Source organism: Desulfofustis glycolicus DSM 9705 (assembly GCF_900130015.1).
Taxonomy (GTDB): Bacteria; Desulfobacterota; Desulfobulbia; order Desulfobulbales; family Desulfocapsaceae; genus Desulfofustis; species Desulfofustis glycolicus.
The window spans coordinates 1-20,240 of sequence record NZ_FQXS01000007.1 but is presented as its reverse complement, the minus strand read 5'-3'; the positions used below and the strand labels follow the sequence as shown (position 1 = coordinate 20,240).

At 54.8% G+C, this 20,240-nt stretch carries 22 protein-coding genes; 10 read left to right on the top strand and 12 right to left on the bottom strand.

Annotated features, from left to right (window positions below; genetic code table 11):
- Nucleotides 1–108: 108 nt before the first annotated feature.
- Both BUC26_RS07400 and BUC26_RS07395 read right to left on the bottom strand, forming a co-directional pair.
- Nucleotides 109–1,230 (bottom strand): nucleotidyltransferase domain-containing protein, encoded by a 1,122-nt coding sequence (locus BUC26_RS07400; protein WP_084540523.1) that lies wholly within the window; start codon nucleotides 1,228–1,230, stop codon nucleotides 109–111.
- Nucleotides 1,231–1,281: 51 nt separating this feature from the next.
- Entirely contained in the window at nucleotides 1,282–2,265 is a 984-nt protein-coding gene (locus BUC26_RS07395; RefSeq protein WP_161949816.1) for an omptin family outer membrane protease, read from the bottom strand.
- A 468-nt stretch (nucleotides 2,266–2,733) separates the two neighbouring features.
- On the opposite strand from BUC26_RS07395, the gene BUC26_RS07390 reads away from it, so the two are divergent.
- The 6 genes from BUC26_RS07390 to BUC26_RS07365 all read left to right on the top strand — a co-directional run bounded on the left by BUC26_RS07390 (nucleotide 2,734) and on the right by BUC26_RS07365 (nucleotide 6,802).
- The gene (locus BUC26_RS07390) at nucleotides 2,734–3,483 is read left to right on the top strand and encodes a glycerophosphodiester phosphodiesterase (protein WP_073374818.1); all 750 of its coding nucleotides are present in this window, start codon (nucleotides 2,734–2,736) and stop codon (nucleotides 3,481–3,483) included.
- A 16-nt stretch (nucleotides 3,484–3,499) separates the two neighbouring features.
- The gene (locus BUC26_RS07385; protein WP_161949815.1) at nucleotides 3,500–3,895 is read left to right on the top strand and encodes a metallopeptidase family protein; all 396 of its coding nucleotides are present in this window, start codon (nucleotides 3,500–3,502) and stop codon (nucleotides 3,893–3,895) included.
- Nucleotides 3,896–3,976: 81 nt separating this feature from the next.
- Nucleotides 3,977–4,543, top strand: a complete 567-nt coding sequence (locus tag BUC26_RS07380; RefSeq protein ID WP_161949814.1) for a molybdopterin-dependent oxidoreductase — start codon at nucleotides 3,977–3,979, stop codon at nucleotides 4,541–4,543.
- Nucleotides 4,544–4,607: 64 nt separating this feature from the next.
- A complete protein-coding gene (locus BUC26_RS07375) occupies nucleotides 4,608–5,276 on the top strand; it encodes a ferric reductase-like transmembrane domain-containing protein (RefSeq protein WP_073374815.1) in 669 nt (222 codons plus the stop codon).
- 119 nt (nucleotides 5,277–5,395) lie between these two features.
- Nucleotides 5,396–5,995, top strand: a complete 600-nt coding sequence (locus BUC26_RS07370; protein ID WP_073374814.1) for a YceI family protein — start codon at nucleotides 5,396–5,398, stop codon at nucleotides 5,993–5,995.
- 258 nt (nucleotides 5,996–6,253) lie between these two features.
- Nucleotides 6,254–6,802, top strand: a complete 549-nt coding sequence (locus tag BUC26_RS07365) for a DUF2846 domain-containing protein (protein ID WP_143165942.1) — start codon at nucleotides 6,254–6,256, stop codon at nucleotides 6,800–6,802.
- 174 nt (nucleotides 6,803–6,976) lie between these two features.
- Here BUC26_RS07365 and BUC26_RS07360 read toward each other — a convergent pair whose 3' ends face one another.
- The 5 genes from BUC26_RS07360 to BUC26_RS07340 form a co-directional block, all read right to left on the bottom strand.
- Nucleotides 6,977–7,390 (bottom strand): PaaI family thioesterase, encoded by a 414-nt coding sequence (locus BUC26_RS07360; RefSeq protein ID WP_073374810.1) that lies wholly within the window; start codon nucleotides 7,388–7,390, stop codon nucleotides 6,977–6,979.
- 127 nt (nucleotides 7,391–7,517) lie between these two features.
- The gene (locus BUC26_RS07355; RefSeq protein WP_244155807.1) at nucleotides 7,518–8,039 is read right to left on the bottom strand and encodes a hypothetical protein; all 522 of its coding nucleotides are present in this window, start codon (nucleotides 8,037–8,039) and stop codon (nucleotides 7,518–7,520) included.
- Nucleotides 8,040–8,178: 139 nt separating this feature from the next.
- Nucleotides 8,179–8,439: a hypothetical protein gene (locus tag BUC26_RS07350; protein ID WP_084540520.1), complete on the bottom strand. Its 261-nt coding sequence runs from the start codon at nucleotides 8,437–8,439 to the stop codon at nucleotides 8,179–8,181.
- Nucleotides 8,440–8,457: 18 nt separating this feature from the next.
- Complete coding sequence (locus BUC26_RS07345) at nucleotides 8,458–8,985, bottom strand: glycine/sarcosine/betaine reductase selenoprotein B family protein (RefSeq protein WP_073374808.1); 528 nt, start codon at nucleotides 8,983–8,985, stop codon at nucleotides 8,458–8,460.
- Nucleotides 8,986–9,026: 41 nt separating this feature from the next.
- Nucleotides 9,027–9,467 carry a YkgJ family cysteine cluster protein gene (locus BUC26_RS07340; protein ID WP_073374806.1) on the bottom strand — a complete coding sequence of 147 codons (441 nt, stop codon included), beginning with the start codon at nucleotides 9,465–9,467 and terminating at the stop codon, nucleotides 9,027–9,029.
- A gap of 274 nt (nucleotides 9,468–9,741) precedes the next feature.
- On the opposite strand from BUC26_RS07340, the gene BUC26_RS07335 reads away from it, so the two are divergent.
- The 3 genes from BUC26_RS07335 to BUC26_RS07325 all read left to right on the top strand — a co-directional run bounded on the left by BUC26_RS07335 (nucleotide 9,742) and on the right by BUC26_RS07325 (nucleotide 12,444).
- Nucleotides 9,742–10,680 (top strand): D-2-hydroxyacid dehydrogenase, encoded by a 939-nt coding sequence (locus tag BUC26_RS07335; protein WP_073374804.1) that lies wholly within the window; start codon nucleotides 9,742–9,744, stop codon nucleotides 10,678–10,680.
- Nucleotides 10,681–10,942: 262 nt separating this feature from the next.
- On the top strand, nucleotides 10,943–11,212 hold the full coding sequence (locus BUC26_RS07330; protein WP_244155806.1) for a helix-turn-helix domain-containing protein: 270 nt from the start codon (nucleotides 10,943–10,945) through the stop codon (nucleotides 11,210–11,212).
- Between the two features lie 11 nt (nucleotides 11,213–11,223).
- Nucleotides 11,224–12,444 (top strand): type II toxin-antitoxin system HipA family toxin, encoded by a 1,221-nt coding sequence (locus tag BUC26_RS07325; RefSeq protein WP_073374801.1) that lies wholly within the window; start codon nucleotides 11,224–11,226, stop codon nucleotides 12,442–12,444.
- 17 nt (nucleotides 12,445–12,461) lie between these two features.
- Here BUC26_RS07325 and BUC26_RS07320 read toward each other — a convergent pair whose 3' ends face one another.
- A complete protein-coding gene (locus BUC26_RS07320; RefSeq protein ID WP_073374800.1) occupies nucleotides 12,462–14,603 on the bottom strand; it encodes a copper-translocating P-type ATPase in 2,142 nt (713 codons plus the stop codon).
- Between the two features lie 284 nt (nucleotides 14,604–14,887).
- Between BUC26_RS07320 and BUC26_RS07315 the strand changes: the two genes are divergently transcribed.
- On the top strand, nucleotides 14,888–15,190 hold the full coding sequence (locus tag BUC26_RS07315) for a hypothetical protein (RefSeq protein WP_073374799.1): 303 nt from the start codon (nucleotides 14,888–14,890) through the stop codon (nucleotides 15,188–15,190).
- A 255-nt stretch (nucleotides 15,191–15,445) separates the two neighbouring features.
- Here BUC26_RS07315 and BUC26_RS07310 read toward each other — a convergent pair whose 3' ends face one another.
- From BUC26_RS07310 to BUC26_RS24505, 4 genes are all read right to left on the bottom strand, one after another.
- On the bottom strand, nucleotides 15,446–15,898 hold the full coding sequence (locus BUC26_RS07310) for a tol-pal system YbgF family protein (RefSeq protein WP_073374798.1): 453 nt from the start codon (nucleotides 15,896–15,898) through the stop codon (nucleotides 15,446–15,448).
- A 454-nt stretch (nucleotides 15,899–16,352) separates the two neighbouring features.
- Nucleotides 16,353–17,078 (bottom strand): PP2C family protein-serine/threonine phosphatase, encoded by a 726-nt coding sequence (locus tag BUC26_RS07305; protein WP_084540519.1) that lies wholly within the window; start codon nucleotides 17,076–17,078, stop codon nucleotides 16,353–16,355.
- Between the two features lie 36 nt (nucleotides 17,079–17,114).
- Nucleotides 17,115–18,947 (bottom strand): serine/threonine-protein kinase, encoded by a 1,833-nt coding sequence (locus BUC26_RS07300; RefSeq protein WP_073374797.1) that lies wholly within the window; start codon nucleotides 18,945–18,947, stop codon nucleotides 17,115–17,117.
- Between the two features lie 36 nt (nucleotides 18,948–18,983).
- A complete protein-coding gene (locus tag BUC26_RS24505; RefSeq protein ID WP_084540518.1) occupies nucleotides 18,984–19,148 on the bottom strand; it encodes a multicopper oxidase domain-containing protein in 165 nt (54 codons plus the stop codon).
- Nucleotides 19,149–20,240: the final 1,092 nt, after the last annotated feature.

Genomic DNA, 20,240 nt, shown 5'->3' with positions numbered 1-20,240 from the left:
TCAATGACATGGATCGCAGCAAAAGACGCCGTGCGGGGACAGGGGGTGCCCCCGCAATAGTCATACGGCACCGGAAAACGATCAGCTGTCTGTATGTACTGGCGAAATTTACATCGCGTCGGCCACATAAGTTTTCAGCCAACGCCAAATCGATCGCGGATGCTCAAACCAGCGAGCCTTGAGATAGGAAACTCCGGAGAGATGGCCATAATAAACGTGCAGCCACCACTGGCCGGGCCAGATCGTATCAAGAACAAAACGGAACAGATCCATCAACGCAATGTCTTTGACACTTTGCTGCGGCCATCCCCTGTATGGTGTACCTACCGAACGTGAAGGATGATCGATGGGCAGGCACAGCTTCTCTACAAGATGGTCCGGCCATGGGGTCAGGAAATGAAAGCGAGACAGAACATGTATCAGCGTCGTGTCGAGTCGATCGATTTCCTGCCAGTCGAAATCTTCAGAAAAGGAGTCAACAAGACTGACCATATCAGCGACATGGATCAGTCTGAATGGTTCATAGGTCAGCGGAGCCCGAAAGCCATGAAGGCACAAATACCATAGAGTGTCCTCGAGGCAAAGCGTTCGAGCCTCCTGATAATCAATCTCAATGGTACGAAATCGTCCAGCAGATCGGGCCAGCGGCCAGAGAGGGTATGTGGCATGAAACGGCAAAAGGTTATGGTGCACTTCAACACTGACCGGCAAGCCATCGAGTTCTTTCTGCATCGGGGTCAGGTGATAGAAATCGTTGGGAAGCGGATGTTCCTGATCGGCAAGAAAGCCCAATTCTTCGAGAATCTTTTGTGCTGCTGGCAAATCTTCCTTAGCTACCAACAGATCGATATCTCGCATCGGACGCAACGCCGGGTCACTGTAGATCCAGTTGCTCAAGGCGATTCCCTTGACCGCCAGGACTTCGATGTTTTCAGCCTGATAACTTCGAAGTATTTCCGAGGCTATTTCATTGCGAACATTGTTGGCGTGGCGATTCCGCAGATAGAGGGCACGCAGGAGACGCCAGGCGGCACGCGGTACCTCAACATCAAGTGCGGATAGATGCTTGTGGACCAACGGGCTAAGGCCCTGGCGCTCAGCGTGCGAGACTAGGTCATCCCACGACGATCCTGAAGCGGTGAAGTCTGCAACCGCCTGCCGGAGCTGGCGGTACATGGCAGAATGGCCGTGGTCGCGAGAACAGAGGGCAAGAATTTTGCGGATTATCATAGAGAAACCGAAACACTCGTACGCCCAAGCATTAACCGAATCATGAATTCGTCAAAAGCTATAGCCGAGCGTAACATACGCAGACGTCTGAGTACTCTCGGCTTCCTGACGAAATGAGCCAATCGGCACGCCGATACCATACTCCTGGTATTGATTGCCATCCACCTCGATATGGAGATAATTAAATGTTGCTTCGACAAAGAATGCGGGGGTAATGAGATAGCGGCCGCTCACTTCAACCAGGTAGGCTGTCCCATCCATATCGCCACTGGCACGTTTCCCCCCGAACTCGCGAAGCAGATGGTGGTCGCTATCTTCAGCTTGGACAATAGGCGAGTAGGCGAAACTGCCAAGAATTTCCAGCCCGGCAGCCAATTGCAGATCTGCCCCGATTTTGACATACGGCAAGGAATAGGTCATTTCATAGGTAATCCCGGTCCGCCCATCGCCGACGGAGGCAAACCCTTCAAGTCCAGAAGGACTGTATTGATAAAGCAACTCGGATTCATAATCAAAATTTTGATAGACCATACCAGCACCAACATACAGGGAAATTGCCGGCTGCCGGAAAAAAAACCACTCAATATCCGCATCGACAATAAACACATCGAAACTGCTGATACGAAATTCCGAGTAAACATCAAGCTGCGCTGGATCAGCAGGAGTGAGCCAATCCGAATCGTTCATGTCATTTTGCGGAGTAGATAAGTTTTTGCTGATGCTCACCGTGGCCCGCCACCGATCATTTAAGGTCGCCACACCGTCAATCGTCGCTAACCAGAAATCAAGAGGCCATTCCAGCTCACTAAACGGGAAATACCCAGCATACCGCTCACCGGTTGGAGCAACTGCTGGAAAACCGATCTGATAAACCGTTTCTCCGGCCATTTTTCCGGTACCGAGCCCGATGGAAAAACCCGGTTTCGCAGAACCCGAAGCCGGCACTGAAGCCGCGGCTGATGACCGACTAACGGATGAGAATAGAAAGACCACGGCACATCCCAGGACGCACACTAGCATTGTCTGCTGTTTCATGTATCTATCCTCCTCTTTTAAGACTGCTATGAAATTGTGGGAATACAATCCAGTAGACGGCTCACAGAAGTGTTTACACCAAGGAAGTACCGTGATCAATCCGCCGCCCCTCATTCTTTCGAGACAGGAAGTAATAGGAAGCAGACAGGTATGGTATGCCTGGTCAGCACCAATGCCGAAGTCATTGCCTTACGGGGATAGTGGCGCTCGTTACGCATTCGATCGGTATATCGACCCAAAACCGGAAAAACTTTGAATCGAACAAGAAGCCCCAGTATGATGAACAGAACGCGCATCTGCAATTGATAAGTGGATTTGAGCCTGAACCAATCCTCAGAGCACTATCCCTAACCTGATTAAGAGCGACGAATTATTTATTATTCTTCATATACTCTACACTTTATGCAACTACTATCTGTCACGGGCAGAAAATATCCAGGCAAATACCGACAAAAACACGGTTAAGCAATGGTATCGAACAGACGGTTCCTGACCAAGCCTCTTTACATCGCCCACAGGGGATTGAGTAGCCGCTATCCGGAAAACACCCTGGCCGCCTTTCGAGCCGCCATCGATGCCGGGGCCGGAATGATTGAACTCGATGTCACCTTGTCTCGCGATCGCCGGCTGGTGGTTATCCACGACAGCACGGTAAACCGGACCACCAACGGCCGCGGCCGTGTCAACACCCTGACCATGGCGCAACTACGCCGGCTCGACGCCGGTAGCTGGTTCGCCGAACGCTTTGCCGGTGAGCCTGTGCCGTCGCTGGAACAGGTGCTCGATGCCGTCGGGGGAAAGGTGCTGATCAACATCGAGATCAAGCCTGAAGCATTCGAGCCGCGAGCACCGCACGATGCGGTTGAACGACAGATTGTCGAGATGGTAACCGAGAGACAGATGGCAGCAGATGTGCTCATCTCCAGCTTCGCCTGGCGAGTGCTGGCGCGGATTCGCGCCCTGTCGGCAAATCTTGCCATCGGTCTGCTTTCCGAGTTGCCCGCCGACGAGCGGCTGCTCTACTGGTTTCGCCGGCTTGACGGCTTTTCCTGGCACCCCGACTACCGGGTCGTCAGTCGCTCCCAGGTCGAAATGCTGCAGGGACTCGGGGCCAGGGTCTACCCCTACACGGTGGGCGGCCGGATCGACACCATGTCTCTACTGGCCATGGGTGTGGACGGGTTGATCGTCGATGATCCCCGGCAGATGGCGGCCTAACTTCTTTGGGGCGACAATGAAAACCTTGATGGACCGAGAGCATTTTGAACAACTGACCGAATCTGTCTTTGAGGCATTGCCGAAAGCGCTGCTCGATAAAGTCGATAATGTGCTGTTCGTCATCGAAGACTGGCCCGACGGCGAGACCATGAAGACCATGGCCTTGGAGTCCCAGTTCGGTCTGCTCGGCCTCTATCGAGGACTTCCGCTGGCTGAGCGTAGCATCGACATGAGCGGCACCCTGCCGGATGAGATCCTGCTCTACCAAGGGCCGATAGAATTCTGGGCAAATGAGGACGGGATGAAAGTTTTCGACGTTATCTACGACACGCTCCTCCATGAGATCGGCCACCATTTCGGTTTTGACGAGGAGGAACTGGCCGCACTGGAGCAGAACGGCCCCACCTCATAACGCTCGCTGGATGATCCGCCTTCCGTTGCCGATGCCGGGAACCGTTAGTGATGGTATTAAGTCAGAGGAGAAAAAGTGAACTTGAACACGCCAGGACACCATTTCTGCCGGCCGGCAGCAACCCTGCTCGCCATTCTGCTGCTCAGTCTCTTTTCTGTTGCAGCGACAACAGCGCACGGGCAGGAATTCGAACGAAACACCCTGTTCGACGGCCTCCACATAACCGGTTCCCCGGTCGATATCGATGCGGCCACCTATCGACTGGCGGTCACCGGCAAGGTCGAGAGGGAACTCTCCTTGAGCTTTGCCGACATCCAGGACATGGAGGCCGTTGAGCGCCGCCTACTCCTCGAGTGCCCGGGATTTTTCACCGACGTCGGAATCTGGACCGGGGTTCCGGTCCGAACCATCCTCAATCTGGCCGGCCTGCACACCGATGCCAAGACCATTATCTTTGTCAGCGCCGACAACATCTACCGTACCCGGTTTCCCGTCGACTACCTGCTTCAGTCCGACGACACACTTATCGCGTACCGTTTCGAAGGCAGACAGTTTCACCGCGTGCACGGCTTTCCGGTGCGGCTCGTGGCCGGCGGCAGGGAAGGCAGCGACTGGGTCAAGTGGCTTGGCTCTATTATCGTCGAGTAAGCTATGTTTTCGTGGTTTCAAGTATCGGCTTGACGAGGCAGCCAAACAGCACCAGAATGACAAGATGACGGATTCTCGAAATAGGACGAAATCAACGGTCCGAAATCACCGGCTCACCAAACTGATCCTCCTCGGCTTGCTGCTTGGCGCGGCCGGAACGGGCATCGCTTTGCCGTTCGCCTACGAATCGACAACGATGTGGTATAAGATCGGCCTGGACAAGACGCTGCTCCGGGCCGGTAAAATCTGCGGGCTGCTAACCGTTACCCTGATCTGTGCCCAATCGCTTGTCGGTCTGAGGCCGAAAGCGCTCGAACAAGCCTTCGGCGCGCCGTCGCTGCTGCGCTGGCACCGGCGAAGCGCCGCGCTGATCGTGCTGTTCGCCGTGCTTCATGCCCTTTTGATCCTTGTGCCCGAAGGGTTGAAAAATCTCCCGATCGGCTACAAGTTCTGGCCGGAAATGATCGGCGGCGGCCTACTGGCGCTTCTCGTCAGTCAGGTCGGTTATTCCTGGGCCAGGGAGCGGTGGCGACTCGCCTACCAGCGCTGGCGCACTATACATCGGTACCTCGCCTGGTGCATCCTGCTGCTGGCGCCGGTACACCTGCTCTTTGTCAGTGAAATGTTCAGTCAAACTGTTCCCCGCCTCTGGGTTGCCGGCGTAGTCGGCGGCACCCTGGTAACCCACCTGACCGTTCGTCTTAGTCGTCGTTTGGCTGTGCACCGGCGCTGAGACGATCGCCCACCGGCTTGCCTTTCGGCTTCCGCACCTTATCGTCTGCCTAACGGCAGAAACCTGGCGCTGCCAATACCGAAAAACCTTCTCCAACATCCCAAGATGAGGATATCGTCATGAAAAAATATAAGATTTTTACATTGATCGCCGTTATCGTCACGCTCGGCACAAGCAGTGCGGCCATAGCAGCCGCCCGGCAATGGGAGATCGACAAGCCGCATGCCAATTTCTATTTCAGCGTCGATCACATCTACTCGAAGGTTCGTGGACATTTTGACGAGTTCTCGGGCCAGGTTCATTTTGACCCGGCAAACCTTGCCGAGAGCAGTTTTGTCTTCGACATCCAAGTCGATTCCATTACCACCGCCGTCGCCAAGCGCGACAAGCATCTGCAGTCGGCAGATTTCTTCGATGCCGACAGCTTCCCGCTGATGAGCTTTCGCTCGACATCGATCACCGATGCCGGTAACGGCGTCTACCAGGTCAACGGCACGTTCACCGTGAAAGGTGCCGACCATGATCTGAACTTCCCGTTGACCCTGGCCGGCATCAAGGATCACCCGGCCGCCGAGGGCAAAGAGGTCGCCGGGTTCAATGGCAGCCTCACCATTGACCGGCTGCAATACGGTGTAGGCACCGGTAAGTTCTACGATCTCGGCATTGTCGGCAAAGACGTGGAGGTCTTTATCAGCCTTGAGGTATTAGCCGACAAGTAACTATCCATCACGTTCTGTATTCCGTTCTTGCCGACGTCATACACACCACCTTCGCTCGGGAGCAACGTTAAAGACATTACCGGGAACACCAGTCCGGTGGTTCCTGTTAGAACAGGTATTTTATTGTGTTTACTTGAAGAATATCGTAGAGAGAAGAAATGTTCCCCACCGAGGCAAGCAACGCCATAGGCACCTGCGGCATACGGACGATGCTCTCCTCAAACCTTTTTTGGTAAACCCAAAACCAGGAGGTGTCCGGTGAAGAAGCTTCTCTTTACGGTACTAATGCTCTCTCTGCTATCCGGCTGTGCTACCACCAGCATGGTCTCGCTCGATCAAGCCCCTGATCTGACACCACGAACTGATCAAGCGACTCTGGTGATTGTTCGAGATACCTTTTTTGGCGGCCCAATCGTTTTCTGGCATTACTTGGACGGCACATTTATCGGCGAGACTCAGGGGCAATCATATTTTGTTACCCCGGTCTCTCCCGGTCCTCACTATGTCGTCGTAACAAGTGAAAACACCGCGGTCGCTTATTTCGACTTCAAGCCGGGAAAAACCTACTATCTCGGCGAAGGCGTCACCATGGGCGTGTGGCGGGCCCGCACCTCCGGTTTTTACCCGCTGACTCGAGAAGCGGCGTTGGAGGCCATGAAATCAGCCAGTCATCTGCAGTATGATCCGGCACGCGGCAGTGAAAACATGGACGCCGTTCTTTATCAGCAGGCGATTGAAGAGTATCAGCAAGATGTCAAAGAAAATCCCGATTCCTTCAAGGAGATCCTCTCATACGACGGGGTCTGATAGATTTTCCTGACGACGAAACGCCGGCTCTCCAGGCGGAGCGATTCTTCTGATGCCGCTTTCCTGTGACCCGGCCGGCAACGAGAACGTATCATACACCGCCGGATTGAGCCATCAACAGGCTCAATCAACTCAGAAGCCCTTGGAAAAACTTGGGCCCCCACCAGAGCACGATCAGGATCCGAGCGTCTTCAGCTTCTGCTGTTTCCGATAGACCAACCCGTTAAACCGGGCGACCACCCGGTCCTGCTGGTCGGTGACCAGCACGTCGTAGGCGCCGATCCGGTTCGGATCACAGACTTCCGTTGCCGTCGCCAGCAGCGTACCGGAAGAGAGCGCGGCGAGAAAAGAGATATTGACGTTGATCGCCAGGGCCAGTTGGCCATGGCTGTTGGAAGCCACGGCAAAGGCGAGATCTGCAAGGGTGAAGATTGCCCCGCCCTGAACGACTCCCGCAGCGTTGAGGTGTTTGTCTCCGATAACCATGCGCGCCGTACAGCGGCCGGGGCCGCTCTCAATAATCTCGATACCTGCCAGCGCGGCAAACCGATCCGCGGCAAAAAAAGCTTTCGCGTGCTCTGTTTCCATTTCCGATCCAATTACCTGAAACTCATCTCGATACACGACAAACCGTCACTCATTTGGCCGATCCGTCGGGCGTACCCCCCACCCCCAGGCGTCCACCCCGCACTGGTTTACCTGATCCGATACAACATCAATTGCCAAACATCGGCCCCTCCGGCCCGAGATGGCACGAATAACAGCCAAACCCGCGCCGGGTGATCAGGCTGAATTCATCCTTGCCCAACGCTGCAGCCATCTCCGGCACCAACCTATCCAGTTTCAACCCGGTCGTCTCCGGATAGTCCCGAAATTCCCGTCCCAGGAACAACTCCCCGCTCAAACGCGGTAAATGAACAGTAGGCATCCGGAAATCCTCGCTGGCAGCCCCGGCACCATGGCAGAGAGTACAACCGATCTCATCATATTCTCCCGGTCGCCAGGACTGGAACACCGAGCCGGCAATGGGCAACACAACCTGTTCCATGTGGTGCTTACGCTGCGCGACATTCATTTCGGACCAGGCCATCTCTTCACCGTCAATGAAAAAACGCTTCTTAGGACCAGTCGAGCAACCGGCAATACTTATCAAGACGATCAAGTGAACAAACAAAAGTTGTGCTCGTTGAAGGCCGGAAAGCATGTAACCGAAAAATTCGTGGTCCTCACCATTCATTCGCCCTCCCCGAGCCTCACATCGCTCTGATCTTATCTGTTTTCGTGTTCGATCTATGCTTCGTTTCCATATGCATCAAAGCGGCAACCGGTGTGACCATCGACTCTGTCCCTGGCGCTCCGTTACCCAAGCATAACGATTATGAGGGATCGGGCCGCTTCCATTTGTACGGCAACTCTTTGATGGTTCCCGGCTCGGTCATTGTCTGCAGTGCCTCCAGTCCATCCATGACGATTCGTCGTTGGCGTTCTTTATTTCCGGGTTCGCCGAACATGCACCCCCGCGCGAATTTGACGAGCAGCGCCCGGGGCGGTTTGATAAGCGACATCCGGTCGATGGCGTTGCCCATGGAGATAGTCGGGATGCCCGCTTCCTCGACCGCCCGCTGGATCAGACCCACGGTCTGATGGCATTTCGGTCAGACGGGCACCAGGAAAAGAACATCGATCGCCTGCGCTTTTAGTCGCGAGATCAACTCGGGCAACGTTTTTTCAACGAGCCCCACCGCGTTGTTGACGTAACTGAAACTGTAGTGGGTCTCCGCCAGTGTGCCGATCACCGTTTCCTGTTCCAGTTCGATAAAACGATGGATCGGGAAAATCGTGTTGATGTCCTGCTCGGCCAGGCCGTGATCGTAATGCTTATGGGCAATACCGAGATCCTGCTGCTGCACTGTTTTGGGGATCTCGCGAAACGAGATATCACCGTGAATTGAAGCGGTATCAAACGCCGGCTGGCTCTCTTTGAGGTAGAGCCCGCCACTGGAGAGCAGGGCAAAGGTCTGGTTTGCCGGATCGCCACTATACGCCGTCCAGGGGATGTCATCGGGAACGACGAACGGGTACGTTTTAATGATATGCTCCATCCTGCCGGCCTGGTAATCAGGCAGGCTCTCTTCGACCCACTTGTCATAGGCGGCTCTGAATCGTTCAAGGTTGAGCGGCATCTCGTCCTCCTCTTGCTACATGGTTCGGCAGGTATTCGACCTCACTTGTGCGGGTCATATACCATTGTGGTTTTGGCAAGCCATCTCTCGATCTTCGGCAGGATAGCTGCAAGCAAATCTTCGCGTTCCAGGTACGGGCACGGCTCATCGTAGGGAAATTCCCGGCACTGGCGGGGCCGGGCATCATGAATGGTGCATCGCGCCCGGATCCGCTCCCGGCTGAGGAAAATGCAGGAACCGTCCGCTCCGACCTTGAAGGTGTTTTTGCCCTCCAGGTACCGTGCCCGCACCGCTCCGTCGGAAATATTGAAATACCGGGCGATCCGGTTGATATCGAGCGCGTCGAGATAGAGCGTGGCCCCCGGCAGCCGGTAGCAGCAATACCCGGGACAAAATGTGCAGTAGATCCGATTGCGCACCAGGCAGTTACTTCCCTGGGCGCCTTCGACTTCACCGGGATTGATCGTTTCGTTTCGCTGCATCCACTTCCCAATGGTGTTACAAGAACTTATAGGGGCGGCAAAAAATAATTGAATTTTTCTGTTCCTGATGGAATCAGATTACTCCAGAAAGATCAAATCGAGATAAACCGGTTCAATCTCATATACCATTACCATTTTTTTATTCTTGCCCCCATAACAAGACGTCACAATTATGACCTCATATGGAGCCCCCCCAACCAGTGGTGGTAAAACCAGCGAGACAGCCTGAAGCAACAAGGCTTCATTTAGAATTCAACACCGAGGAGCCCGAGATATGAATACCCTGCTCATTCTCGACAGCAACGCTGCGCGCTACAAAGCTCTCGTCGAACAACAATGTCTCGGCGACCTGGACATCATTACCGCCTGCGACCGCTCAGCTGCCGCTGCGCTCGCACCTACCGCCGACATCATCCTTGGGCGCCCCGATCTGGTTGCCGCCATCCTCCTCCGAGCCACCCGGCTGCGCTGGGTTCAATCGACCTTCGCCGGAAACGATGCCCTGCTGGCGCCCGGGCTGCGGACCGACTATCTGCTGACCGGTATAAAAAATGTTCATGGCCCGCTGCTCAGCGAATATGTCATGGCCTACATCCTTGCCCGTGAACGCCAGCTCTTCACCATCTTTCAACAACAGCTGGACCACCAGTGGCATCCCGTTACCTATCGGGGCCTGAACGGTTTGATCATCGGTGTCGTCGGTCTCGGCTCTATCGGTCGCCACATCGCCAAGACCGCTCAATCGTTCGGCATGCATGTCCTTGGTATGAAACGGAACCGGGACGAGGTCGACCATGTCGAGCGCGTTTTTCTCCCCGCCGAGCGAGCCGAATTCCTGCCGCTGCTCGACTATCTCGTCCTGGTTCTGCCGGCAACGCCGGCAACCAGGAATTTCATCGGCACAACCGAGCTGTCCATGATGAAGCACGACAGTGTACTGATCAATGTCGGCCGCGGCTCCGCAGTTCACCCCGACGATCTCTGCGCCGCCCTGCACAGCGGCACCATCGGCGGCGCGATCCTCGATGTTTTCGAGCAGGAACCGCTCCCCAAGGATAGCCCCCTCTGGGATGCGCCACGAACTATCATCACGCCCCACATCGCCGCTTTCTCTTTTCCCAACCGAATCGCGGCAATCTTCTGCGACAACTACCGGCGCTATCAGAACGGCCTGCCGCTTGAACACCGGATCGATTTTGCCCGAGGGTACTGACAGCAACCGGGCGCCCTGCGTCACCATCACAAGAGCCCCAAAGCTTCCAGAGTCTGGAACAAGGAGGGATATTGCCGGTATTTACACCGGTAACAAAAACCGCGGCTATTATCGGGCGACAAAACATCCCATACGAACTCGATATCGAGTTGGATATCGCTCGTCACCACGCCCATATTATGTTAATATCGCTTAACGTAAAAACTATTTAATCCATTTACTGTTAACTTTTATTAACATTATGTCAGATTGCGATTCAGTCTTGAAGCAGCTCGGAGAGCGGTTGAAGGCGGCTCGGCTACAGCGCAATGAAAGTCAGGCAGTCTTCGGAGCACGGCTCGGGCTGACACGCCAGTCGTATGCAAAAATGGAAAAAGGCCAGGGGACCGTACCTATCGCTTCGTGGCTGGAGGCAAGCGATATACTGGGCCGATTGCACACCTGGGACCAAGTGATGTCAGAGCCGCAGGATCTGTTTGAACGCTTTGACCGGCAACAGACAGCCCGCAAGCGGGCCGGCAGCCGCAGATAACAAGAAGGATCATGATCAAACTGATCGTCTGGTTGAATCTGGAAATCGGACGCCCGGTCCGGGCCGGTGAACTCGTCGTCGCCGATCCCGACCCGCGCGGCGGCCTGCAGGGCCAGTTCCGCTATGCCGAAAGCTATCTGACCTCGGGAACCGGCTTTGCGCTCGATCCAATCCATCTGCCACTGGAAGCCGATCTGCTTGAGGTCAATCGGCCCCAAGCCGGTATCCACGCAGTCTTCGAAGACAGCCTGCCAGACGATTGGGGCCGGCAACTGCTGGTCCGTCGCCACCGTCTTGCAGGCCACGCCCGAAGACCTCCGCAACTGCTGCCGCTGCTTGCGGGTGATGGCATGGGAGCGCTCAGCTACAGCAGCTCCGACCGAGTGCCATCTCAGCAGACACCTGTCGGAGGTCGCAAGCTGGCCGAATTGCAACGCCAGGCCATGCTTTTCGAATCGGGCATCGCAACGCCTGATGAAGATCTCACACTGTTGTTCCAGGCAGGCAGCTTGCCGGGTGGAGCCCGGCCAAAAGCACTGATTCAGAAGAATGGTACCGCCTGGCTGGCAAAATTTGCCAGCAGCCGTGATCATTTCGACGTGGTTGCTCTGGAAGCGGCCGCAATGCAGCTTGCGCGTCTGTCCGGTATAGACACACCCCAAACCAAGCTGACCTCCTGTGGCGAGCATAAGGCTCTGCTGGTCGAACGTTTCGATCTCGACCTCCAGAAGCAAACCCGTACCCACGTTATCAGCATGAAGAGTCTGCTGGGCGTGGAAGGATTTTACTACCTGGGATACCAGGACATGGCCGCAGTAATCCGCAAAATTTCCAGCTATCCCGCGGAAGACCTGCTCAAGCTCTTCAGGCAGATGGTGTTCAATGCTCTGATCGGTAATACCGACGATCACCTGAAAAATTTCTGCTTCTACTGCAATGGCCGCAGCTGGCGACTCAGCCCAGCGTTTGACCTGGTGCCCGATATCGGCCGCAATCGGGAACACGTCCTGAGAATCGGCAGTTCCACCATGCCCCCCGACCGCCGAACTCTGCGACAAGAAGCAAAACACTTTGGCATCAAGCGTCAGGCACGTGCTGACGAGGTCATTGACACCGTGCTCTCATCGGCCGATCATCTGGAGACGGTATTTACCAGCTGTGGCGTCCCCGAAGCAGACCATGACCACTTCAGCCGCGATATCAGTCGGCGCCTGAAACGGTTGCACGACTGAAAGGCAGACGCCCTCGGTCAGCCGCCGGCCCCGGTGGTCTGCTCTTCTGCATCGGGCAACGAAGTCAGCTTGGCGTTGACAGCGACGATCACCGTGGACAGCGACATCAGGACGGCCCCGACGGCCGGACTGAGGATGATCCCGGCAAAGGACAGGACACCCGCCGCCAGCGGGATCGCAAAGGCGTTATAACCGGTGGCCCAGATCAGGTTCTGGATGGTCTTCCGGTAAGCCGCCCGGGAGAGGTGGAGGATGGTCACCATATCCAGGGGATTGCTCTTGACCAGGACGATGTCGGCGGTCTCGACCGCCACATCGGTCCCGGCGCCGATGGCTATGCCGACATCCGCCTGGGCCAGGGCGGGAGCATCGTTGACGCCGTCGCCCGTCATGGCGACGATCAGCCCCCGTTCCTGAACATCCTTGACCCGGGACGCCTTTTCGTCCGGCAGGACTTCGGCAAAATACTCGTCGATACCGAGCTTCTTCGCGACCCGGGCAGCAACCTTTTCGTTGTCTCCGGTGATCATCATCACTTTGAGCCCCATCTCGCGGAGCCTGCTGACCGCCTGCTTCGATTGTTCCCGAACCGCATCATCAAGGCCGATAGCACCTATCGGGGAGTCGTCCCGCAGGACGAAAACCACCGTTTTTCCGGCATCCAGAAGATCCCGAACCTTTTCCTCGGCAACGTCGATGGACTCTTCCTTGAGGTAACGGCGGGAGACCACACTGATCACCGCCCCGTCAACTTCGGCCTGGGCGCCCCGGCCGGTGATGGATGAAAAATTCTCGGCCCGCTCTGGGTTCTCCACGCTGCCGGCGATGGCCTGGGCGATGGGATGTTCGGAACTGGTTTCGACCGCGGCGGCCAAGCGGAGGACCTCGTCTTCGTCCGGATCGCCGAGCCGCACGGTATCGCTCACCTGAAAGGTCCCCTTGGTCAAGGTACCGGTCTTGTCGAACAGCACCGCATCGATTCGGCGAGCTTGCTCAAAGGGAGTGCGATTGCGAATCAAGACACCGCGGTTGGCTGCCAGGGCGGTCGTCACCGCCACCACCAGCGGAATGGCCAGACCGAGGGCATGCGGGCAGGTAATGATCATCACCGTTACGGTCCGCTCCAGCGCGTAGCTGAACTGCTGTTCAGAGAGCAGCAGCCAGGCAGCCATGGTCAGGCCACCGGCGCCTAGCGCGATAAAGGTCAGCCATGCTGCAGCCTTGTCGGCCAACCCCTGGGCCTTCGACTTCGAGCCCTGGGCCTTTTCAACCATATCCATGACCTGGTTGAGAAAAGAATCGGCACCGACCTTTTTGACCTCGATGGTCAGGGAGCCTTCACCATTAACCGCACCGCCGATAACCTCATCGCCACTGCCCTTGGCTACCGGTTTGGATTCGCCGGTCAGCATCGACTCGTTGACCGATGAATTACCGTCGACAATTGTCCCGTCGGCGGGAACTTTTTCGCCCGGCTTGACCAGGACCTTGTCTCCTTTCTCCAGTTCGCCGACCGCAACGTCTTCGGTACTTCCATCTTCCTGCAGACGGTGGGCCTGTCCGGGCACCAGCTTGGCCAACTTTTCCATGGCCCCGGAAGCGGCCATGACCGAGCGCATCTCGATCCAATGCCCCAACAGCATGATGTCGATCAGGCTGGCCAGCTCCCAGAAAAAGACCTTCCCTTTGACACCAAGCGAAACCAGGCCCGAGTAGCCGTAAGCAACGGTGATCGCCAGGGCGATCAAGGTCATCATGCCGGGAGCGCCATCCTTGAGCTCATCGACCAGGCCCTTGAGAAACGGCCAGCCGCCGTAAAAGAATATGACGGTTGCCAGGACGAGCATTACCAGCATGTGTCCCGGGAAAAAGGCCGCGTCGTCGAATCCGACGAGCGACCGCAGCATCGGCGACATTACCGCCAGCGGCACGGTGAGGATCAACGAGACGAAAAAGCGCCGCTTGAAATCCTGCACCATGTGCTCATGATGGCTGCCATGATCTTCATGGTTGCCATGGGCTCCCTGGTGATTATCGCTCTGTCCTTGATGATGGTCGCCATGCCGGTTGTGCTCGGCATGGTCTGCGTCAGTATCACCGCTACCAGAATGTTCTGCATGTCCATGTTCTGCAGGTCCATTCTTATTCTGTTCTTTCATGGTAACTCTTTGATTTTTTTATATCATTAATGTTCTACCCCGGCACTCGCGGGAAATCTCAGTTTTCTATCGTCCGCCTGTCACCTGTCAGGTAGTTTGCAAGTATCATTCCACCACATTGTGGCACAATACTTGTATGCAACCATTATGTCGGGTTGTACCAGTCGCTGAGCAGTTACCGCTCTTGAGTGACACATGACCCGGAAAGACCGGAATAGAGAACTCGTTTATTCCGGCCCTAGTGAACCCTATTGGGTAATGAATCAGAACTCTGGAGGTATAAGATGGAAATTAAAGATTATTGCCGTAACGTGGAAATGGAGCTGAACGTATGGAAATCACGTCTCTATGATGTCGTTCGCAAGATGGATCAGGCCGCAACCGGTGACAAGGAAAAAATCTTTGAGGATATCAACGGACTGCATATCCTGGTGAGCGATCTTGAAGATCGGGTCGACACCTTGCGGACGTCTTGTCCGACCGATTGGCAACCGGTAGACGAAGAGATTAAAGTGAAACTCGGCGATCTGGAAAGCCGCTACAAGGAAGCCAGAAACGTCATGGTCGACTACGACTTTGGCGGCTGATCCTTTTTAGCACCACCCCAGTCGGCCGCAAACATCCAACCCTGCAAGCCGGCCGGAAATCTGCCGGCCGGCTTGAACACGCACCTTTTCCAAACAGTATCCCCCATAAAACACGGGGCATACCGACAGCCATCAGCGCTGGCGGGATGCCCCGTTTCAGTTATCGCAACCGAACCCCTGTCCAGTTCTTTCGGACTCCCGTCTTGTTTTTCTGGATGCGGGAGCGAAATCCAGTGAAAGCAGTCGATAGCCCTCTCAGATAAGCCGGTAGGGGGCCGCCCGCTTGGTCCAGATACTGTCGGGATACTGCTTAGTAAGGATTTCCCAGGCTTTTTTCAGCTGAGTTGGATCATTATCCCGTTTGTACAGATTAACCCCCCGAAAATAAATCGCCTCGGGAGTCACATCGGAGGGTGACGAACTGCTCGCCAACTCGCCGAGGATGACTTCGGCAGCGTCGAACTCTTCCAGACTGAAGCGAACCTTGGCGATCCCGAGCTGGAGCTGCACAATAAAATCGGCCGGAGTAAAAAAGCCGACCGAACGCTGCGTCTCCTTCCCATAATAGTCGAGAACAAGCGTCGTCGGGGTCCAGATGAGTTGATATTTCTCGTAAAACGACGTGTCGTTGATGTCAATCCTGACCGGAATCAGGTTCTTTTCGACGAACTCCACGACATCTTTTTCCGGATACGTAACCGCATCCATCTGCTGGCAGCCAATTCATTCGGGATTGAAAAGATCCAGCAGGATCGGTTTACGTGTAGAATGTGCCGTATCCTCGGCATAACCAAGTCTCGTGTGCCACTGAATTGCAGACATGATACACCTCATCATTGCTGATTGTCGATTTCACGCCCCGACCGGCGGGAGGCCTGTGGGGCGCCGCTGCTCTAACCTTTGCAAAATGTCTGCCGGACGGGAGGTCGACACCGAGCTTGGGCTCGGCATGATACGTTGTAGTAGCTAATTATCTAAAACTACGGGGAAGAAGATTTTAGAACACGGCAATAATGTCGATTTTCTGCCTACCGGCCGCAAACGCAAGAAAACCTGCGCCTCCATCAAGCATCGTCGTGCAATAACTCTTCTCCGGATTTTAGCAGGGGTACAATCCAGGCTGAGTTGTAGGTTTGGGGGGAAAAGCCGTCTTCAGAAGAAATTATGTTACGGCGACGACTGCTGTCACATCATCCCGGGAACCGGCGCGGACTGCGGCTTCCAAAAGATTGTCGATCTGATCGACGGCCTCTCTTGCCGGAGAAAGAAGAGCGCCCATCTCCGCTTCTCCCAGAGGCCTGTAGACGCCGTCTGAGCACAGGAGCAGGATATCCCCGGCGGCAAGGGAAAAAGAGCCACTGTCCGGCACGGTGTCGGCGCAGCCAACACATTGATCGAGCATGTGCGCCATCGGATGCTCTGCCGCCTGTTGGGGCGTATACGTGCCGTCGTCAATGAAATCCTGCAGAAACGAATGGTCTCTCGTTATCTGTTGCAATTGCCCATCTCTGAGAAGATAGAGCCTGGTATCACCGACGTGAACCCAAAAGATTTTACGGGCCTGTATGATTGCTGCAGTAACCGTGGCCCCCATGCCGGTCAGATCGGTGTTTTGTGCCACCCTTCCCAGGATTGTCGATTCAGCCCGGGCAACAGCATCGATGAGAAACGGCAGCGGATGAAATCTCTCTTTTGGCCAATTCGTCAGGCTCCTCAGAATATCTGCTGCAGCAATATCACCGGCTGGATGACCGCCCATGCCATCGCTGACGGCAAGCAGCATGGAATCCGCCATCGTCTCGACAAGAAAACGATCTTCGTTGCACCTCCTGCCAACCCCCTTTCGCGATCCGCCGGCAGCGTCAATAGGTACGTGTTGTTCTTTCATGACAATTTCTTGATTCGGCACTACCGGAATCTGATTTCATTGCTGCTGCACGACGAGTTTGGTGCGGAAACCGACAGTATCAAACCCCTCCCATGGCTGTCTTCGCACCGGCGACTTATTCTCCCGAGCCAGCTGTCCATCCATAACCCCGGAGGCATAGGCGTTTGCTGTCTGTTCGGTCTCTTCATCACTGTTTTTGGTCTCTACCCGAACCCATTCTTTCAAATCCCATCCGGGGCTCTGCCCTGATCGAGCTTCGCTCTCTCCTTCCCCCGGCAAAATGGATGATGCCTGCATATGAGGCATCCCGCCAGATTGGTCAGCGACTTGAGTATCTGCCATATTTGCAGGTAAATTCGACGAATGATAGCGGTAGGTATAGTGCCACTCTTTGCCGGTCAATAACGATTTGCCGTAGGTGGCTGCGTAACGAAAGGCGCCGTGATACGTTACGCGCACCACGGGATCGGTACCTTTGCTCTGATCGCTGAGATGGAAGGTGTTGTGCAGGTAGATAATGGGTGTCTCGTCGGGCGGGCTGCCGATATAGAAAATGATTTGTTCGTCGAGACGAACAACACCGTTATTAACCGTCACTGCATCACCAAGATGGTTGAGAAATTCGACGAAAAGAAAATTTGATATCTTTTTGTCGTCAACGTAAAAGAGTGGCTCTTCCTCGGGACCGCCAGAGATACCGGTAAGTATCATCCTGCTGCCGTCCCTGCCGACAATGGTTGGTGGCGGTATTTCACCGGAATCAAGTTCGATACCCCCCGGTTCATATCCGCTTCTTTTCTGATGAACAGACGGCGACAAACTTGGCCCGCTGACAAATTTCGGGCTGTCCATCAGGTGATATACGGTCATTGCCGCGACGGCGAGGATGGCAAGAGCGGCGGTTGTCCAGCCAATCAGGGGGGAAAAACCGGATCGCGCGGACGTTTCCGACATTCTACCCCCAGACGAAAGTATCGGAATTTTTCCCTCAAAGACGGCCAGGGCTTCCTGGATACCACTTCTGAACTCCTGTACTGACTGATAGCGTCCTTCCGGCTTTTCGTTTGTAGCCCTGAGCAGGACGGTATTGAGCGCCTTCAAAAAGCCGTTGGTGGGGTTATCAAGCGAAACGGCGGTAAAAGGGAGTGTGTTCTCCGTGAGGGTCCCCCGGGCGCCTTCATAAAGAATCTTTCCCAGCGCATATATATCCGTTCTGAGATCGGCGTTCTTGAAATCGGCGCATTGCTCAGGTGACATGTAGGCAAGGGTGCCGAGCATCTCCACGGAGCAGGTGAGCGCCTTCATCCGAGAAGACCGGGATAGACCGAAATCGGCGATCTTCGGCACTTCACCGTCAAGAAAAATGTTTTCCGGTTTCAAATCCCGATGCACGATGCTATGCGTGTGCAGAACCTCGACCCCGTTGAGCAGCGGCAGAAAATAGTTGGATATCCATGTGGCCAGCAATTCCGGGTCGTCATCCCGACCGTCTTCATCCATGGTGAAGCGCAGGGTGTTGCCCGGGATGTATTCCATGGCGATATAGGCCGTATGGAATTTCCCGGCGGCCTCGGCATTCGGTATCTCGCCGTAGTCGTAGATTGTCAGCACATTGGGATGGCGAACCTGGGCCATTGCCTGAACTTCGCGCTGGAACCGTCCGAAGGCTATATTCAGCTCCTCGGGGTCCTCCTCGATAGCGGCCAAGACCTCTTGTGAAATAATCTTGATGGCAACGTCGCGTTTCAGATTCCTCTGGTGAGCGCGATACACCTCTCCCATGGCACCTTTGCCGATCAATTCAATAATGATCCACTTATCTTCGAGAACCGTACCCGGCTTGAATATGGAAGAAGGTGATTCGCTCATTGCTGAAGTTCCGCCTGACTGATATCAAAGGTGATGCTATGAGGATTGGCCCTGCGGAATGACATGGCGCGGGTGGCCGTCCATTTTCGCGGGCACGTGAAGACCATGCCAGTGCACGATAGACACTTCAGGGATGGAATTTTCGAAGCGAATCCGTATTTTTTCACCCTGATTGTCAAGAAAGAGACGTGTATACTCCATCACCGCCCCTAGTACTCTCCTTGGGCTATAACCGGGTTCTGACTAGCATGCGGCTATGGAAAGACTTTGTTGCGAAGCTGCACAGATAGCCCGCCACGGGCCATAGAGCGGCAATCATCGCTGCGATGAGCTTTTGTATTGCGTTCCATTTTCTGTCTCTACCGGGTTTTATGATAGCTTTTAGTTCGCCAGTTCAGAAGCGGCTACTTTCTGAAAGACGTTCGGCTTTTTCAATACACTGCAAACATCGCGCCAAGACACTGAACGCCCGACCATTAGAGAACATTTTTCAATGTATTGTTAAATAGTTGACTGATATACTTCTTCCGACGGAAAGAATCGCGCCAAGATATTCGGGCAGAAATCTGTCTAAAAAATACCCACATTAGTTCAGTTTGCACGACTTTGTGGGACAAAACTGGACAACCTTCGGGTTGGGTGAGGCTTGTGTCCTTTAAAGCCATCCGGGGGTGATCGTCTGCCTATCGTTGGTCCTTCATCTGGGAATCGGCAACCGGCGGCGTAACCGTTGTTGCCGATTGGAGACACTTTCCATAACTTATCGAAAGCATTAATTCAATTTATTTTAGCAAGTTAGCTATGTTGATTTTCTTCTGATCTCTGGTATGCTGTGAGCAATAGGCCTGTCACTGTAGTTTCCGCCGGCTCTTGTGCGGCGGACCAAAAATGGCAGCGGGCCGACGCCTTGCCAACCACCGCTGCCATACCGGACCGAGCGGGTGAGTGACCCAGCCGGAACCATTCGCCAGACGACCGTTGTTGTTCCCCACAATATCTGAATGAAAAGCAGCGGTTTTTGTCAGAATCGTTTATCAGTGCTCCATGACAATGCAGATTATTTTGATCCACTGAAATAATCTTTCTTTCTCACCAGCATGGGTAGGGGACAGGGCCTTGGCCAAGGCCCTGTCCCCCCTCCAGTCAGGAACAAGCCTTCCTGAAAGGAGTTTAGCAACTGGTACTGTTTGTCGCCGTATCCGTCAAGGAAATTGCCCGTCTCGGCACGGCCTATCCCTGGCATAAACCTGCAGCCTGTCCCTGTTGCGGCGGCAAGTTGTGGTGGCACGGCTT

Bases quoted from the DNA above. Each gene is read 5' to 3' on its own strand.
- BUC26_RS07325 (WP_073374801.1), top strand. From the start codon at position 11,224: ATGATCAAACTGATCGTCTGGTTGAATCTGGAAATCGGACGCCCGGTC.
- BUC26_RS07315 (WP_073374799.1), top strand. From the start codon at position 14,888: ATGGAAATTAAAGATTATTGCCGTAACGTGGAAATGGAGCTGAACGTA.
- BUC26_RS07385 (WP_161949815.1), top strand. From the start codon at position 3,500: ATGAAAACCTTGATGGACCGAGAGCATTTTGAACAACTGACCGAATCT.
- BUC26_RS07370 (WP_073374814.1), top strand. From the start codon at position 5,396: ATGAAAAAATATAAGATTTTTACATTGATCGCCGTTATCGTCACGCTC.
- BUC26_RS07320 (WP_073374800.1), bottom strand. From the start codon at position 14,603: ATGAAAGAACAGAATAAGAATGGACCTGCAGAACATGGACATGCAGAA.
- BUC26_RS07335 (WP_073374804.1), top strand. From the start codon at position 9,742: ATGAATACCCTGCTCATTCTCGACAGCAACGCTGCGCGCTACAAAGCT.
- BUC26_RS07355 (WP_244155807.1), bottom strand. From the start codon at position 8,039: ATGAATGGTGAGGACCACGAATTTTTCGGTTACATGCTTTCCGGCCTT.
- BUC26_RS07300 (WP_073374797.1), bottom strand. From the start codon at position 18,947: ATGAGCGAATCACCTTCTTCCATATTCAAGCCGGGTACGGTTCTCGAA.
- BUC26_RS07400 (WP_084540523.1), bottom strand. From the start codon at position 1,230: ATGATAATCCGCAAAATTCTTGCCCTCTGTTCTCGCGACCACGGCCAT.
- BUC26_RS07345 (WP_073374808.1), bottom strand. From the start codon at position 8,985: ATGCCGCTCAACCTTGAACGATTCAGAGCCGCCTATGACAAGTGGGTC.
- BUC26_RS07310 (WP_073374798.1), bottom strand. From the start codon at position 15,898: ATGGATGCGGTTACGTATCCGGAAAAAGATGTCGTGGAGTTCGTCGAA.
- BUC26_RS24505 (WP_084540518.1), bottom strand. From the start codon at position 19,148: ATGGAGTATACACGTCTCTTTCTTGACAATCAGGGTGAAAAAATACGG.
- BUC26_RS07395 (WP_161949816.1), bottom strand. From the start codon at position 2,265: ATGAAACAGCAGACAATGCTAGTGTGCGTCCTGGGATGTGCCGTGGTC.
- BUC26_RS07340 (WP_073374806.1), bottom strand. From the start codon at position 9,467: ATGCAGCGAAACGAAACGATCAATCCCGGTGAAGTCGAAGGCGCCCAG.
- BUC26_RS07375 (WP_073374815.1), top strand. From the start codon at position 4,608: ATGACGGATTCTCGAAATAGGACGAAATCAACGGTCCGAAATCACCGG.
- BUC26_RS07390 (WP_073374818.1), top strand. From the start codon at position 2,734: ATGGTATCGAACAGACGGTTCCTGACCAAGCCTCTTTACATCGCCCAC.
- BUC26_RS07305 (WP_084540519.1), bottom strand. From the start codon at position 17,078: ATGAAAGAACAACACGTACCTATTGACGCTGCCGGCGGATCGCGAAAG.
- BUC26_RS07360 (WP_073374810.1), bottom strand. From the start codon at position 7,390: ATGGAAACAGAGCACGCGAAAGCTTTTTTTGCCGCGGATCGGTTTGCC.